General features: G+C 71.8%; 15 protein-coding genes. 1 reads left to right on the top strand and 14 read right to left on the bottom strand.

From position 1 onward, the window contains the following. Positions 1–37 precede the first annotated feature (37 nt). The 4 genes from AC2DGY_RS14735 to groES all read right to left on the bottom strand — a co-directional run bounded on the left by AC2DGY_RS14735 (position 38) and on the right by groES (position 4,137). On the bottom strand, positions 38–1,009 hold the full coding sequence (locus AC2DGY_RS14735; RefSeq protein ID WP_484510504.1) for a hypothetical protein: 972 nt from the start codon (positions 1,007–1,009) through the stop codon (positions 38–40). Between the two features lie 229 nt (positions 1,010–1,238). Beyond that, positions 1,239–2,582, bottom strand: a complete 1,344-nt coding sequence (locus tag AC2DGY_RS14730; protein ID WP_484510503.1) for an ABC transporter substrate-binding protein — start codon at positions 2,580–2,582, stop codon at positions 1,239–1,241. Between the two features lie 162 nt (positions 2,583–2,744). Beyond that, positions 2,745–3,710, bottom strand: a complete 966-nt coding sequence (gene rarD, locus AC2DGY_RS14725; protein WP_484510502.1) for an EamA family transporter RarD — start codon at positions 3,708–3,710, stop codon at positions 2,745–2,747. Positions 3,711–3,840: 130 nt separating this feature from the next. Next, the gene (groES, locus tag AC2DGY_RS14720) at positions 3,841–4,137 is read right to left on the bottom strand and encodes a co-chaperone GroES (protein WP_135063578.1); all 297 of its coding nucleotides are present in this window, start codon (positions 4,135–4,137) and stop codon (positions 3,841–3,843) included. Between the two features lie 151 nt (positions 4,138–4,288). On the opposite strand from groES, the gene AC2DGY_RS14715 reads away from it, so the two are divergent. Then, complete coding sequence (locus AC2DGY_RS14715) at positions 4,289–5,479, top strand: class I SAM-dependent methyltransferase (RefSeq protein ID WP_484510501.1); 1,191 nt, start codon at positions 4,289–4,291, stop codon at positions 5,477–5,479. 92 nt (positions 5,480–5,571) lie between these two features. Here AC2DGY_RS14715 and AC2DGY_RS14710 read toward each other — a convergent pair whose 3' ends face one another. The 10 genes from AC2DGY_RS14710 to AC2DGY_RS14665 all read right to left on the bottom strand — a co-directional run bounded on the left by AC2DGY_RS14710 (position 5,572) and on the right by AC2DGY_RS14665 (position 15,737). Further along, positions 5,572–6,138: a hypothetical protein gene (locus AC2DGY_RS14710; RefSeq protein ID WP_484510500.1), complete on the bottom strand. Its 567-nt coding sequence runs from the start codon at positions 6,136–6,138 to the stop codon at positions 5,572–5,574. Further along, positions 6,135–7,232 carry a tRNA (adenosine(37)-N6)-threonylcarbamoyltransferase complex transferase subunit TsaD gene (gene tsaD, locus AC2DGY_RS14705; protein ID WP_484510499.1) on the bottom strand — a complete coding sequence of 366 codons (1,098 nt, stop codon included), beginning with the start codon at positions 7,230–7,232 and terminating at the stop codon, positions 6,135–6,137. The genes AC2DGY_RS14710 and tsaD overlap by 4 nt, the downstream gene beginning before the upstream one ends. Further along, a complete protein-coding gene (gene rimI / locus AC2DGY_RS14700) occupies positions 7,202–7,822 on the bottom strand; it encodes a ribosomal protein S18-alanine N-acetyltransferase (protein WP_484510498.1) in 621 nt (206 codons plus the stop codon). Before rimI ends, tsaD begins: the two co-directional genes overlap by 31 nt. Continuing rightward, a complete protein-coding gene (gene tsaB, locus AC2DGY_RS14695) occupies positions 7,819–8,451 on the bottom strand; it encodes a tRNA (adenosine(37)-N6)-threonylcarbamoyltransferase complex dimerization subunit type 1 TsaB (RefSeq protein WP_484510497.1) in 633 nt (210 codons plus the stop codon). Before tsaB ends, rimI begins: the two co-directional genes overlap by 4 nt. Positions 8,452–8,744: 293 nt before the next feature. After that, entirely contained in the window at positions 8,745–9,248 is a 504-nt protein-coding gene (tsaE, locus tag AC2DGY_RS14690) for a tRNA (adenosine(37)-N6)-threonylcarbamoyltransferase complex ATPase subunit type 1 TsaE (protein ID WP_484510496.1), read from the bottom strand. Next, on the bottom strand, positions 9,245–10,369 hold the full coding sequence (alr, locus tag AC2DGY_RS14685) for an alanine racemase (protein WP_484510495.1): 1,125 nt from the start codon (positions 10,367–10,369) through the stop codon (positions 9,245–9,247). The genes tsaE and alr overlap by 4 nt, the downstream gene beginning before the upstream one ends. Next, complete coding sequence (locus AC2DGY_RS14680; RefSeq protein ID WP_484510494.1) at positions 10,366–10,794, bottom strand: holo-ACP synthase; 429 nt, start codon at positions 10,792–10,794, stop codon at positions 10,366–10,368. The genes alr and AC2DGY_RS14680 overlap by 4 nt, the downstream gene beginning before the upstream one ends. A gap of 227 nt (positions 10,795–11,021) precedes the next feature. Beyond that, entirely contained in the window at positions 11,022–12,872 is a 1,851-nt protein-coding gene (gene glmS, locus AC2DGY_RS14675; RefSeq protein WP_484510493.1) for a glutamine--fructose-6-phosphate transaminase (isomerizing), read from the bottom strand. Between the two features lie 85 nt (positions 12,873–12,957). Continuing rightward, positions 12,958–13,632 (bottom strand): GTP cyclohydrolase II, encoded by a 675-nt coding sequence (locus AC2DGY_RS14670; protein WP_484510492.1) that lies wholly within the window; start codon positions 13,630–13,632, stop codon positions 12,958–12,960. A 389-nt stretch (positions 13,633–14,021) separates the two neighbouring features. Next, positions 14,022–15,737: a DUF4012 domain-containing protein gene (locus tag AC2DGY_RS14665; RefSeq protein ID WP_484510491.1), complete on the bottom strand. Its 1,716-nt coding sequence runs from the start codon at positions 15,735–15,737 to the stop codon at positions 14,022–14,024. Positions 15,738–15,740 lie beyond the last annotated feature (3 nt).

Genomic DNA, 15,740 nt, shown 5'->3' with positions numbered 1-15,740 from the left:
GCGACGAAAGTCGTCCCCTCGAGGACTCGGCGGACGGTCAGCAGCGCCACCCGCGGCGGCGGAGCGCTCCCCGCAGCAGACCGGGTGCGACCGGGTCGGGGCCGTGGATGTGGGCGCGAGTGATCCGCACCACCTCGAAGCCGGCGGCGACATAGTCGGAGTGCTTGCGGATGTCGCGGCTCCACTGTGCGGCATCGGTACGGTGGTGATCGCCCTCGACCTCGACGAGGACCCGCCATGCCCGATACGCGGCGTCGGCGATGCCGAGGAGCCGGCCGTCGGGATCTCGGATCTCGGCGTCGAGCTCAGGCTCCGGGAGGCCCGCATCCTCCGCCTGGATGCGCCAGTCGGTCTCCAGCAGCGACATGCTGCCGACCCGGATGCTCGCGAGGGCTGACCGCAGCCTGCCGGCACCCGGGCGCCGACCGGCCGAGGTCACGGCGTGCAGTTCCGCCGGCGTCGCAACCTGAAGGTGCGGGCACGGGCGGCCGTAGCGGTCGCGGGGGATGCGGACGAGCTCGTCGCCGAGCCGGACGAGCTCGTGCATCGTCAGCTCGGCGCCCAGCATGGCCCACGTCGCTGCGGGGCTCGCCACCGGCATCCCATCGAGCATCCTGACGCTCGCGAAGGCCGGCGCGACCGTGCGTCCGCGGATGCCGCGGCGGCGGGGCGTCCGTTCAGGCGCGACCACGGCGACTTCGAGCTCCGCGTGCGCGACCGTGGCGCCGTGGAGGACCGCGGCGGTGCGACCGGCGAAGAACGCCCCGGGCGTCAGGAGGGGCGCGAACGTGACGGCATCCCGGATGACACGCGCTCGGGTCGCGCGGGCGCGCGCCAGCGGAGTGTCGTCCGGCTGCGCGGGGTCGGCGACGCGACGACGCACACCCCAGAACGGCGCCTCGAGGTCGCTCGCACGCAGCCGCTTCGCTGTCGCGCCGGCGCGCTGCGCCTCGGCGACGCCGAAGCTCTCCCCCAGCACTCCGGGCAGCGGTCGCGGCGGCACGGGCATGGACCCCAGCATCCCGGGCGCGCCGGCGGGCGATCGCCCAGGCAGGGCCCCCGGTGCGAAATCTCCCGCTGCCCGTGCCTGTGCAGGAGATGTCGCTCACCTCGGGGGACAGCATCCGCCGCCTGGGGACGGCGCGAGCGGGCAGAAGCCGTCCCCCGAAGGCCCCGAGGCCTCCGGGCACGTAGAAGGGCCCCGGTCGAAGACCGGGGCCCTTCCGCTACAGGAACGCTCAGCCGATGTTGAGGAACTCGTAGTTGTTGTCGGCGCCGTACTCGAAGACACCGATCGTGGCCTCGGTCGGGTCGCCCACCTCGTTGAAGGTGATCGGCCCGGAGACACCGTCGTAGTCCGCGGTCTCGCCGGCGATGATGATGTCGGCGCACTCCGCGAACGTCGTGCAGGTCGTGCCGCCGTCGGCACCCGAGACGGACTGCAGGTTCGCCGCCACATCCGGACCCGCCGTCGAGCCGGCCTGCAGCGCCGCCAGGGCGAGCAGGACCACGGCGTCGTACGACTCCGGCGCGTAGGTGAAGTCGGCCAGTTCAGGCTGACCCTGACCCGTCCAGTACGCCTGCAGCTCGGTGCGGAACGTCTCGATGGCCGCGGGGTCGACCGCCGGGTAGGTGCCCTTGGTGCCTTCCAGGGTTCCCTCCTCGAACTCGTCACCGAAGTTCGCGAGGTTGCCGTCCACCATGTAGAGCTTGTCTGCCGGGTAGTCCGCGCCGACCAGCTCGGGGATCATCGTCGTGACCTCTTCGAAGGTGATGAGGGCGATCGAGTCGGGGTCGGCGGCGAGAACGTCCTCGACCTGGGCCGAGAAGTTCGTGTCACCCGTGTTGTACAGCGACGCGGCGACGACCTCGCCACCGGCCGCCTCGAAGGCATCCCTGGTGAAGCACGCGAGTCCGGTGCCGTACGAGTCGTTCAGCACGATCATGCCGAGGGTCTCGTTGCCGTCGCCGGCGATCAGGTTGCCGAGCACCTCGCCCTGGAGCACGTCCGAGGGAGCGGTGCGCCAGTACAGGCCGTTGTCCTCGTAGCCCGTGAAGGCGGCCGAGGTGTTGGCCGGCGAGAACTGGATGGCGCCGGCGGCGATCACCTGGTCGATGAACTGCAGCGACGTGCCCGACGATGCGGCACCGACGATGGCGGTGGCTCCCTCGCCCAGCAGACGCGGGATCTCGGTCTCGTACGCCTTGTTGTCGGTGTCGCCCGAGTCGCCCTGGATGAGGTCGATCGTGATGCCCTTGCCGGCGGCGTTGATCTGCGACGCGGCGAAGTCGGTGGCCGAGATCTCCGGCGGTCCGAGGAAGGCGAGGTTTCCGGTGACCGGGAGCGCTGTACCGATCGTGTAGGTCAGGTCAGTCCCCGGACCACCGGTCGTCTCGACGTACTCGGGCGTGTACGACGCAGGTGCTGCTTCATCGCAGTCGATGGGGAACTCGAATCCCCCCTCGGATGCTTCGGGCGTGCTGCCGCCACCGGTACATCCGGCGAGGATGAGCGCAGCCGCGCCGACCATGGCGAATCCCCCCATGGCCTTCGTGGTGCGTGAACGTGTAAGGACGCTCATGTAGTGCTCCTTGATGAGTCGGGAACGCGGGGAAACGGGTTTCGCCGCGTCGATTGTGACCAACCTAACGGCGTGCGCGTCTCGTCGAGGTTCCCGTTCGTTAACGATGTGTAACGGGACCCAATCGTTATCTGGTGGGTCCGGATGCCGGAAAACCCGCGCTCAGGTGAGGTCAGCCACGTCGGAGGCGGTGCGGCGTCCGCGCCGCGCCGCGCGGAGCGAGTCGATCGTGAGCAGCACGAGCGCGACCCACACGAGACCGAATCCGATCCATCGTTCGAGCGGCATGGGTTCGCTCAGCACCCACACTCCGATCGAGAACTGGAGGATCGGGGCCACGAACTGCAGCATCCCCATGACGGTGAGCGGCGTGCGACGGGCGCCGGCCGCGAAGAACAGCAGCGGGATTGCGGTGACCGCGCCGGCCAGGAGGAGCAGGATGCCGTGCCCGACGCCGGCGGTCGCCAGCGTCAGACCGGACGTGGCGCCGACGATCGCCAGCTGCACGAGCGCGACGGGGGTGAGCCACGCCGACTCCAGGGTGAGCCCGCTGACGGCGTCGACGGCACCCCCGATCTTGTTCTTGACCAGGCCGTACAGCCCGAAGGAGAACGCCAGGCCCAGCGCGATCCACGGGAACGCGCCGTATCCGACGACGATCACCCCGACGGCGACCGCCGCGATGCCCAGCGCCACCCACTGCGTGACCCGCACGCGTTCGCGGAGGACGACGACCCCGAGCACGACCGTCACGAGCGGGTTGATGAAGTATCCGAGGCTCGTTTCCACGACGTGGCCGGTGAGGGTCGCGAGGACGTACACCTGCCAGTTGACGTAGATCAGGGCGCCGGCCAGCGCCGTCAAGCCGAGCAGACGCGGCTGCCGGATGATCGCCAGCAGGGGCCGCCACGCGCGGGTGACGGCGAGCAGCACGACGCAGAACACCAGCGACAGGACGATCCGCCAGGCGACGAGCTCCCACGGACCGGTCGGCAGGAGCGCGACGAAGTACAGCGGAAGGACGCCCCACAGCAGGTAGGCGGCGAACGCGTAGCCGACGCCGAGCAGCCTCTCCCGGGCGTCCGAGGCGGTGGATGCGGCGGGGGTGCTGGGCGTCGTCCGATCCACTCCCCCAGCCTACGGTCGGATGCCGACGGCGAGCGCCGGATGCCGCGCTCCTCGGCCGGGAACGCCCGCCGGGAACGCGGAAGGCCCCGGATGCCGAAGCATCCGGGGCCTTCCGGTGAGAGCTGTGGCGTCAGCGGACGACGACGGCGAGCACGTCGCGCGCGGAGAGCACGAGGTACTCGTCGGCACCGAACTTGACCTCGGTACCGCCGTACTTGCTGTAGATGACGCGGTCGCCGACGGCGACGTCCAGCGGGACGCGGTTGCCGTTGTCGTCGATGCGGCCCGGCCCGACGGCCACGACCTCGCCCTCCTGGGGCTTCTCCTTGGCAGTGTCAGGGATGACGAGACCACTGGAGGTGGTCTGCTCTGCCTCGACCTGCTGGATGACGATGCGGTCCTCGAGCGGCTTGATGGAAACCGACACGGTCTACCTCTTCTTTCTTGACGCTTCGGTACAGAAGACTCGTTAGCACCCACGCATGGCGAGTGCTAACGCCAGTGTACGGAAAGAGTTGGCACTCCCGCAACGCGAGTGCCAACTCCGTACGACTGAGGGTCGCGCCTAGGGTGGGGTGGTGGACATGGCGGAGTTGACGGCGCTGCTCACCGGCGAGGGGCTTCGGCTGCTGGACGAGGCCGGCGAGATCACCTCCACCGCCGAGGTCGCCCGGACCGTCTCTCGGCTGCGGGCGGCAGGGCATTCCCCCGACCTGGTCTCCGCGGTGGTCGGGCAGGCACGGCTGCGTGCACGGGCCCGCGCGAAGTTCGGCGACTTCGCCGAGCGGATGCTGTTCACCCGCGCCGGGCTCGAACAGGCCACGCGGCTGTCGGTCGCGGCGCGCCACGCGGGACGGTTCCGTGCCGCGGGCGTGGAGAGCGTCGCCGACCTCGGGTGCGGCATCGGCGGCGATGCCCTGGGCTTCGCCGCGCTCGGCCTCCGCGTGCTCGCCGTCGACGCCGACGAGGTGACCGCCGCGATCGCCGCGTACAACCTCGCCCCGTTCGGCGACGCGGTGACGGTGCAGCACGGCAGCGCCGAGGCATCCGATCTGGCGGGCGTCGAGGCCGTGTGGCTGGACCCCGCGCGGCGCACGGCGGGGCACACCGAGACGGTGCGGGTCGGCGCCGGAGATTACTCGCCCCCGCTCGAGTGGGCCTTCGGGGTTCTGGCGCGCATGCCCGGCGGGATGAAGCTCGGCCCGGCGTTCGACCGCGACGCGATCCCCGCCGATGCCGAAGCGCAGTGGGTGAGCGCCGACGGATCGACGGTCGAGCTCGTGCTGTGGACGGGTGCGCTCGCGCGGGACGGCGTGCGCCGCGCGGCGCTGGTGACCCGCGGGGACGATGCGTGGGAGCTCACGGCGGGCGCCGACACGGAGGACGAACCGGTGCGGACGCTCGGGGCGTACGTGCACGAACCCGATGGCGCGGTCATCCGGGCCCGGCTCATCGGCGACGTCGCCCGGGCGCTCCACGCCGGGATGCTCGCGCCCGGCATGGCCTACCTCACCTCCGACGAGGCACTGACGAGCCCGTTCGTGTCGTCCTTCCGCGTGCGCGAGGAGGTGCCGTTCGAAACCCGGGCGCTCGCCCGGGTGCTGCGCGCGCGTGGGATCGGAACGCTGGAGATCAAGAAGCGCGGCGTGGATATCGACCCCGCGGTGCTGCGCACGAAGCTCGGCCTGCGCGGCGAGGACTCGGCGACGCTGATCCTCACGCGGGTCGGCAAGCGCCGGCTCGCCGTGCTGGCCGACCGCGTCTCCTGAGCCGTCGCGACGCGTCGGTCCGGAGGGAAGCGCGGGTCAGGAGAGGGAAGCGCGGGTCAGGCGGGAAGTGCGGGTCAGGCGGCAAGCGCGGGTCAGGAGAGGGAAAGCTGCGGCATCGCCCACACGAGCCACCCGGCGCTGTACACGATCGACACGAGGCTCAGCACCAGCGCCCACACCCCGATCGCCCGGGACTCCCCCGCCCGGCACAGGGTGATGATCGCCACGACGACGCCGGCGACGCCGGCCGGCAGCATCCACCCGACGAAGATCGATGCCGTCAGGGCGACGATTGCGAGCCCGAGCGCCCACGGACCGACCCGCGCGCGTCGCCGTGCCGGAGGAGGCGCCCACTCGAGGTGCTCCCCTTCGACGGGTCCTTCCGCCGCCACGATCACCGGAGCGGTCGGGAGCTCGCGATAGCCCTCGCGCGCGGCGCCGGGGATACGGGATGCCGCGGGCGCGACGATCACGTCGGGCGACGGCGGCTCGACCACGGGTGGGTGAAGAGTCGCCGGTGGCGTGTCGAGCGCAGCATCCACGCCCCGGAGGTCCGGGGCTGCCGCCGGCTGCACCGCGGCCTCCGCGCTCTCCTCGATCGGCCGGGCGTCGGGTTCGTCGGCGCTGCGCGGAGCGCGGCCGGGCGCGACGTCGCTCATCCGGCGGCCTCCTCGGCGACCTGGATCTCGGTGACCGGCAGGGTCGAGTCCGCCCCGAATGCGATCGTGGACGGACGGCGGCCCGAGGCGATCAGCTCGGCCGCGAGCGCGGCGATCATCGCACCGTTGTCGGTGCACAGCCGCAGCGGCGGGATCCGCACGCTCACGCCCGCGGCTGCGGCACGTTCGAGCGCGACGTCGCGCAGCCGGCGGTTGGCGACGACACCGCCGCCCAGGAGCAGTCGCGGCACGTCGTGTCGCGCGCATGCGTCGAGGGCCTTGGTCACGAGCACGTCCACGACGGCCTCGCGGAACGATGCAGCGACATCCGCCACCGGCACGGTCTCGCCGGCGGCTTCGCGCTGCTCGGTCCACCGCGCGACGGCCGTCTTCAGGCCCGAGAACGAGAAGTCGTACCGGTGCCGCTCCATGTCCGACGCGCGAGAGAGCCCGCGGGGGAACGGGATGGCGCGCGGGTCGCCGGAGGCTGCGGCACGGTCGATCTCGGGACCGCCGGGGTAGGGCAGCCCGAGGATGCGGGCCACCTTGTCGAACGCCTCACCAGCGGCGTCGTCGACCGTCTCCCCGAGCAGCTCGACGTCGCTCGTGAGGTCGCGGACGAGGAGCAGCGACGTGTGGCCGCCGCTCACCAGCAGCGCCACCGTCGGGTATTCCAGGGGTCCGGCATCGGCGTCGAGGATGTCGGCGGCGATGTGCCCGACGAGATGATTGACCGCATACAGGGGCTTGCCGAGGGAGACGGCGAGCCCCTTGGCCGCGCCGATCCCGACCATGAGCGCACCCGCGAGCCCCGGCCCGCTCGTGACCGCGATCGCGTCGAGCTCGTGCAGGCGGACGGATGCTTCGGCCAGCGCCGCCTCGATCGACGGCCGCAGCGCTTCCAGGTGCGCCCGCGCGGCGACCTCGGGTACCACGCCGCCGTATCGGGCGTGCTCCGCCATGCTCGAGGCGATCGTGTTGCTCAGGAGCGTCCGCCCGCGCACGATGCCGATGCCGGTCTCGTCGCAGCTGGTCTCGATGCCCAGGACGAGCGGTCCGTCGCTCACGTGCACCACCCCGTCCGCGCGTCGCATGTCACTCCGGCTCCGCCGAGCGGCGTCAGCCCGCCGGCGGCGGCCCCGATGTCGGAGGATGCACCCGATGTCGGAGCATCCTGCCCGGATCCTCCGATCTTGGTGCGATTCTCCGACGTTGCGGCGACCCGGGCGTGCGCCCACCCGGTGAGGTCGAGCGCCATCACGAGCGCGTCGACACCGTCGGGCTGGTAGTACCGGGGGCGGCGGCCGACCTCGGTGAAGCCCTCCGACGCGTACAGCGCCTGGGCGACCGGGTTGTCGGCGCGCACCTCGAGGAACACCTCGCGCACCCCGCGGCGGGAGGCCTCCTCGAGCATCGCGGTGAGCAGCATCCGCCCCCGGCCGCGTCCGCGGAAGCCCTCGGCGATCGTGATCGTCTGGATGTCGGCGTCCTTCGCCCCCTTCGGCGCGCGGAGCCCCGCGTACCCGGCGAGGCGGCCGGCTTCCTCGGCCACGACGTACCAACCGTGGCGCGAGGACAACTCCTCGCGCATCATCGCCTCGCTCCACGCGTCGGTGGGGAACGAGGCCCGCTCGAGCACCATGATCGCGTCGAGATCGGAGAGGTCGGCGGCGCGGAGGTTCACGTGCGCACCTTCTTGGGCGTGTGGCCGAGGGTGACGTCGGGGGTGCGGAGGTAAAGCGGCTCGGCGGGGCCGATCGTGCGCCCGGTCGCGACCGCGCGGGCTGCCGCGAGCGCGACCATCGCCGCAGGCACGGATGCCGCGTCCCGCCGGGTCGCGCCGAGCTCGCTCAGACGCGCGTCGAGCTCGTCACGGCGGATCAACGCCGGCTCGGTATCGCGGACGGGGAGGCCGTCATCCCCGAGCCCGACGTACACCGTGTAGGCGAATTCGCGCCGCCGGGCGTCGGTGACGATCGCGAACCGGTCGGGTTCGGGGGCGCCGGTCAGGGCCGCGTCCATCAGGATTCCGAGCGCGACGGCGTCGTGGCTGACCACGGGGACGACCCTCAGGTCGCGGCCGAGGGCGAAGGCGCGCGCGGCCGCGATCCCGACCCGCAGGCCGGTGAAGGGCCCCGGACCCATGCCGACCGCGACGTGCGTGAGCCCCGCCGCATCCACCTGCGCGAGCAGCTCGCCGATCACCTCGGCATGGCCGAGCGGATTCTCGCTGGATGCTTCGGCTTCGACGTAGCCGTCGGCGTGGACGACGGCGACGGCCGTGCCGAGGGAGGTGTCGATGCCGAGGAACACCCTCCCAGCGTAATCCGGTGCGCGTCCGGTGGCGGCCGTGCGTCCCGCCTCCCTCGGCGCCCCTTTGGCGGCGGCCCCCTACCGGCGGCCCCTGGACCGGCGCCCCCGACCAGCGCCCCCAGGCATCCGGCTCAGCTCCCCGCGGGTTGGGGGCACATCCCGCACCCGGCGGCGCGCACTGCGCGCCCTGAAGCACCGGTCGCGCCCCAAACCCCACCCGGAAGCGCCCCAAGCCCCCATCCATCCCCCGCATCGGACCCGGACCGGGAACCCGCGACAGGAACGCGGCGGGGTTAGGGGCGGCGGGAGATGGTGACCGTGCGGGGGGCGTCGTCGTCGAGTTCGGCGGTGTGGCGGGCGATCGTGCCGCAGGCCGAGTCGAGCCCACGCCCGCCGGTCTGCGGCGTGATCTCGACCTCCCACCACGCGTCGGCGAGGCGGTCGGCCATGCCGCGACCCCACTCCACGATGACGACGGAGTGCGCGACGTCGATGTCGAGGTCGTCGAGTTCGGCCGCCGACCCGAGGCGATACGCATCCACGTGCACGAGCGGTGCACCTCCGACCAGCGACGGGTGGGTCCGCGCGAGAACGAAGGTCGGGCTCTGCACCGGCCCGCGGATGCCGAGGCCCGCGCCGATGCCGCGGGTCAGGGTCGTCTTCCCCGCGCCGAGCCCGCCGGTGAGCACGACCACGTCACCCGCCTGCAGCGCCCGGCCGAGGGTCAGCCCGAGTTCGTGCATCCCGTCCGGCGACGTGATCTCGCGCGTGCCGAGGAGGGCGTCGGGAACGCTCATCCCGTCACCTGCCGTCGGGGTACGCGGGATCCGATGCGCGTCACGATGTCGTAGTCGATCGTCCCCGCCGCATCCGCCCAGTCCCTGGCGGCCGGAGCACCGAGGGTGGGATCGCCGAAGAGCACGACCTCGTCACCCACGGCCACGGGCTCGTCGCCCACGTCGACGACGAACTGATCCATCGCGATGCGGCCGGCCACCGTGAACCGACGCCCGGCGATCGACACCGATCCCGCGCCGGAGGCCTGCCGTGGCACACCATCGGCGTACCCCAGGGGGATGAGGGCGAGCGTGGTGTCGCGTCCGGCGCGGAAGTCGTACCCGTACGAGACGCCCCGCCCCGCCGGGACGCGACGCACGGCGGCGACCGCGGCGCTGAGCGTCATCGCCGGTCGGAGCCCCAGGTCGGCCGAGGAGCGGTCGTCGAAGGGCGACAGGCCGTACATGCCGATGCCGATGCGCACGCACCCCAGCCGCGCTTCGGGGAGCGCGATCGCGGCGTGCGTCGCGGCGATGTGGTGCAGGGCCGGGTTCAACCCGAGGGATGCGGCCAGGCCGATCGTCTCCTCGAACACGCGCAGCGCCGCCCGATCGTCGTCGGGTGACGCGTTGGACAGGTGCGAGAACAGGCCCACCACCCGGATCGTGCCGGTGTTCTCCATGCGCGCGGCCTGGGCGAAGACGGCGCCGCATTCCGCCACAGGGATGCCGTTGCGGGAGAGGCCGGTGTCGATCTTCAGGTGCACCGCGGCTGGATGGTCGGCGGATGCTGCGGCCGCAGCCTGGCGCAGCTGGTCGATGCCGGAGATGCCGAGCTCGATGTCGTGGGCGACGGCCTCGCTGAACGAGGAGCCCGGCGCGTGCAGCCACGCCAGGATGGGAGCGCTGATACCGGCGCGGCGCAGCTGCACCGCCTCGTCGATGTCGGCGACCCCGAGGCGTGCGGCGCCGCCTTCCAGCGCCGCGACGGCCGAGCGGAGCGCCCCGTGGCCGTACCCGTCGGCTTTCACGACGGCGATGATCTCGGAGTCGGTCACCCGGCGTAGGTGCCGCACGTTGTCGGCGATCGCCGTCACGTCGATGCGCGCCTCGCGCATGACGCCGTCCGGCAGCCCGTTCATGCCGCCCCCGCCCCCGTCGACTCGCCATCTTCCGTCGGGTTCTCGGCCCGGAACCCGACGTTTTGTGGCGAGTCGACGGACTCGACGATGACGTAGGCGGTGGCCAGGCCGGCGTCGTGGCTGAGCGAGAGGTGCACGCGCGTGATGCCGCGTGCCGCGACCGCGGCGGCTGTCGACCCCGAGAGCGCGAAGCGCGGACGCCCGGACGACTCCGATACGATCTCGATCTCCGTCCAGTGCACGCCTTCCGACCCGCCGAGCGCCTTGATGAGCGCTTCCTTCGCGGCATATCGGGCCGCGAGCGACCGGGGTTTCAGCATCCGCTCGGCCGGCGAGAACAGGCGCGGCAGCAGCTTGGGCGTGCGCGCGATCGACCGCTCGAACCGCGGGACGTCGACCAGGTCGACGCCGATTCCCTCGATCATCCGGTCTCCTCCCCCGCCCGAATCGCCCGCATTCAGCCTAGTCCGGGGGTCAACGCACGCGCCTCGGGGCGGACCGTACTCAGTCTCGTCGGGCGCGGCCTACGCGCGAGCCGCGGAATTCCGCGGGACTCTCCGGAGCGCGCCCGATCCAGACTGAGTTAGGGCCGGGCCGCGTCCCGCACGCGGCGTGATCCGCCTCGCACCGCGGCACCGCGACCCGCGCCCGCCTACTCGACGGTGACCGACTTGGCGAGGTTGCGCGGCTGGTCGACATCAAGGCCCTTTGCCGTGGCGAGCCCCATCGCGAAGATGTGCAGCGGAACGACGGCGAGCAGCGGCTCCAGCATCGGCGAGGCGAGGGGGATGCGGAGCACCTCGTCGGCCACCGGGAGCACCGCGACATCGCCCTCCTCCGCGATCGCGATGACCCGGGCGCCACGCGCGCGGACCTCCTCGATGCTGGAGATCACCTTGCGGTGCATGTCGCCCGCGCCACGCGGGGAGGGGACGATCACGAAGACGGGCTGCCCCGCCTCGATGAGAGCGATCGGGCCGTGCTTGAGCTCACCGGCGGCGAACCCCTCGGCGTGGATGTAGGCGAGCTCCTTGAGCTTGAGCGCGCCTTCGAGGGCGATGGGGTATCCGACGTGACGGCCGAGGAAGAGCACCGAGCGAGTGTCGCCCATCCAGTACGCGAGCTGCTCGATGCGTTCCTGTTCGGTCTCGAGCACCCGCGAGATCTTCGCGGGGATCGCTTCGAGCTCGGCGGCATTGTCGGCGATCTGATCGGCCGTGAGCGATCCACGCAGCCGCGCGACGTGCAGTCCGAGGAGGTAGAGGGCCGTGATCTGCGCGACGAAGGCCTTCGTGGAGGCCACGGCGACCTCCGGACCGGCGTGCGTGTAGACGATCGCGTCGGACTCCCGCGGGATGGTGGCGCCCTGCGTGTTGCAGATCGACAGCGTCTTCGCGCCCCGCTCGCGCGCGTACTTCACGGCCATGAGAGTGTCCATGGTCTCGCCGGACTGGCTGATGGAGACGACCAGCGTCGAGGGAGAGAGCACCGGATCGCGGTAGCGGAACTCGTGAGCCAGCTCGACGTCCACCGGAACGCGGGTCCAGCTCTCCATCGCGTACTTCCCGACCATGCCGGCATACGCGGCCGTTCCGCAGGCGATGACGAGGATGCGGTCGATCCCGCGCAGCAGGTCGTCCATGCCGTCCAGCTCGGGGATCTCGACCCGGCCGTCCCGGATGCGGCCGAGCAGGGTCTTGGCGACGGCCTCGGGCTCTTCGGAGACCTCCTTGGCCATGAACGAGGACCATCCGCCCTTCTCGGCGGCCGCCGCATCCCACGTGACCTCGAACGGCTCGACCTCGACCGGCATGCCGGAGAAGTCGGTCACCTTCACGTCGGAGGGGGTGATCACGACGATCTGGTCCTGACCGATGGCGAGGGCGTTGCGGGTGTGCTCGACGAAGGCGGCCACGTCGGAGCCGAGGAAGTTCTCGCCGTCGCCCAGTCCGATGACCAGGGGCGAGTTGCGCCGCGCGCCCACGACGACGCCGGGCTGGTCCTGGTGCATCGCGAGGAGCGTGAAGGCGCCTTCCAGCCGCGCCACCACGGAGCGGAATGCCTCTGCGAGGTCGCCGGAGGCGGCGTAGGCGCGTCCGAGCAGGACGGCGGCGACCTCGGTGTCGGTGTCGCTGCGGAAGGTGTAGCCCTCCCCGAGCAGTTCGGACTTCAGTTCGCCGAAGTTCTCGATGATGCCGTTGTGGATCACGGCCAGCTTGTCGTCATCGGCCAGGTGCGGGTGAGCGTTCCCGTCGGTGGGGCCGCCGTGCGTCGCCCACCGCGTGTGGCCGATGCCGGTGGTGCCGTCGGGCAGGGGCTCGTCCACCAGGTCGTCGCGCAGCACGGCGAGCTTGCCCGCACGCTTGCGCATCCCGAGGCTTCCGTCGCCGTCGATCACGGCGATGCCCGCCGAGTCGTACCCGCGGTACTCCAGTCGCGCCAGACCTGCCAGCAGGATGTCCTGACTCTGTCTCGGCCCGACATACCCGATGATTCCGCACATGAGACCTCATCCTAAACGGCGGATGCTGAGCACAGCCCGCGTGCGTGGCGTGCGCCCGCGGGGCTCAGGCCGCGCCCCGTGGGGATCACGCCGCGGGAAGGACGATGGTGTGCGCGGTGTGGTCGCGCTTGGCCGCGAGATAGCGGGCGTTGGCCGCGGAGACGTGCACTCCGGTGGGCACCTTCTGCGCCACACGCACCCCCAGCGCCTCCAGCTGCGCGGCCTTGTCGGGGTTGTTGCTGAGCAGTCGGAGGCGGTCGACGCCGATCGCCTGCAGCATCTGGGCGGCGGCGGAGTAGTCGCGCTCGTCCTCGCCGTGTCCCAGCGCCACGTTGGCCTCGTAGGTGTCCAGCCCGGCGTCCTGCAGCGCGTACGCGTCGAGTTTGGCGTACAGCCCGATGCCGCGTCCCTCCTGGCGGAGATACAGCAGGAAGCCGCCCTCGGCGGTGATCCGCTGGACCGCTTCCTGCAGCTGGGGGCCGCAGTCGCATCGCTGCGACCCGAAGACGTCCCCGGTGAGGCATTCGCTGTGCAAGCGCACCAGGGGCGCCTCGCCACCGGCACTCATGCGTTCGAGCGCACCTCGCCAGTCGCCCAGGCCGAGGAGAAGATGCTCCTTGCCGTCGACCAGGCCGTCGAAGGTGTGGATGTCGGCGACCGTTGCGAAGCCGTCAGGCGATCGCAACGGGACGCGGACCGCGGTGCGGACGTGCGCATCCGGGTCAGGCGCCGTACCGGCGGGGGCGAGCGGGAGACTCATATCCCTCCCCCGGGTGAAAGTGCGCGCACGGGGTGGGACAACGGCGACCGCGGCGCGGGTATTCCGGAGGAGACGGGGCGCCGGTGAGAAGGGCGCGGGCCCTCTCGAGTTTCCCATTAGGGACTGGGTGACACGAGAGGGCCCACTACTCCGGCACGGATCCGCGGAATCGCTTGGGGAAACGACCCGAAGAATGACTGCTGGGGACAGCCCGGACGCCGTACCGGAGGCGAGACCAGTGTACTGCACACTGTTCTCGCGAGATCGGGAGCTTTGAATGCGGCGTGTCTGCAGAATCGCCCCGCAATTTCCCGTCGCGGCGGGAACGGATTCTGTCCCCCTGGCGGACACGGAGGGCCGCCTGTCGCGTGGGGACCGGCCGGGTCTGCTCAGACGCGGCAGGCCGCGTCGGCGAGGGCGGAGACGGGCACCGGCTCCAGCAGGGGCGTGTGCACCACGGTGGGGGGTTCGGCAGCCTCACCGGTCAGCAGGAAGCGGAATTCGACCGTTTCGCTCTCACCCGGTGACACGTTGACCCGCACCGCCGTGGAAGGCCGACCGCCGTCGATGGCCTCCGCGGATGCCACCGAGCCATCGGCATCCGTCACCCCGCCGAAGGCTGCACCCTCGGGAGCGGCGACGGTGACGTTGGTGCCGATGTCGCCGACCGCCGTGCCGAACAGCCCCCCGCCGGTCATGCTGATCGGCAGCTCCGCGATCCCCTCGGCGCGGGCGGTGTTCGAGAGCGTCACTCGCACCACCGCCTCCTGCTGTCCCGCGTCGCATCGGACGTGGCCGGCTTCGATGGCGACGTCGAGGTACGTGTCCATCTTCCCGCCGGTCGCATCGTTGAGATACACGCCGTAACCGGCGTCTCCGATCGCGTCCAGCCGCGCACGCGGCCCGCCCACGGCAGAGTTCTCCAGCACCGCCTGCTCGGCGGGCACGCTGCTCCATACCGACACGCGACCTTCGGCGACCACGGGTGCGAGAGCCTCGGTCCACGCCACCGGATCGACGTCGGCCAGCAGCGCGTCGAGCACGAGAGAGGTGACCCGCTGCAGGTAGGCCGTCTGCTCGTCGGTGCCCAGGTTCAGGTACGGGTGGATGAGGAGCCGCTCCACGAGGTCGTCGGCCCCCAGCGGCGCCCCGTCGGGCAGCGGGATCGGTCCGTGGGCGGCGAGCAGGGCGCGCAGCACCAGGGGGTCGATCGCGACCACCGCGTCGGGCGCGACGCCGTACTGCGACTGCCACCACGCCGAAGCGAGGCCGGCGGATGCGGCGAAGTCGGAGGTCATCGTCGCGTTCTGGACGAAGCGCCCGACGACATCGCCGTACAGCGCGGAGGCCGCATCCGGCACCGGCGCGATGGGCGCGGCCTGGATCGGGAAGCGCGTGGAGTCGGCCTGCTGAACCAGCGAGATGGCTCCGGCCTCCGCGTGGAGCTGCACGAAGCTTCCGGTGATTCCGCCGCCCGTCCGCAGTTCCGCGTTGTTCTGCAGCATCACGAGGATCTCCCTCGGGCCCTCGGCGCCCAGCAGGCTGGGAAGGACGGCGCTTGCCTGCGCGATCCCGTCCAGCACCGGGACCGCGCCATCCAGGACGGACTGCAGGCGGGTGATGCCCTCGGCGACGGGCGGAAGGACGCCGTCGGCATCCACCGTCCGCATCGCATCGCGGGCAGAGCTCAGGGCTGCTGCGGCCCCGGCGAGCGGTTCGCGCGCGCCGGTGAGAACGGTGGTGTCGACGGCGTCGCCGAGCGACCCCGCGACCTTGAGGACGGGCTGGAGGACCGACTCCCCCAGCACCGCCAGCTGCACCGAGGCGGTGCGCACGGCGGTGAGGTTGGCGCCGAGAACGGGCACGGCGCCCGCAGCAGTCCACAGCGGACCGGCCGTGAGCTGCTCGGCACGATCGGCGTGCGTGCGGATTCGGCCGGCGATGTCCTGAGCGGCGTCGAGGTCTCGGGCGGAGGCGGCAGCTGCGAGGTCATCGGCCAGCGAAGCCACGGCGGTGAGCTCGTCCTTCGCCTGCCAGGCCTGCGTGCTCACCCCTGCGACGGCGACGGCGACCAGAGCCGCCGCGCCGCCGCAGGTGAGAATCACCGC

The sequence above is a fragment of the Microbacterium sp. Z6_144 genome (assembly GCF_057197625.1).
Note: the sequence above shows the minus strand (reverse complement) of the source record. Positions and strands in the feature narration are given on the sequence as shown.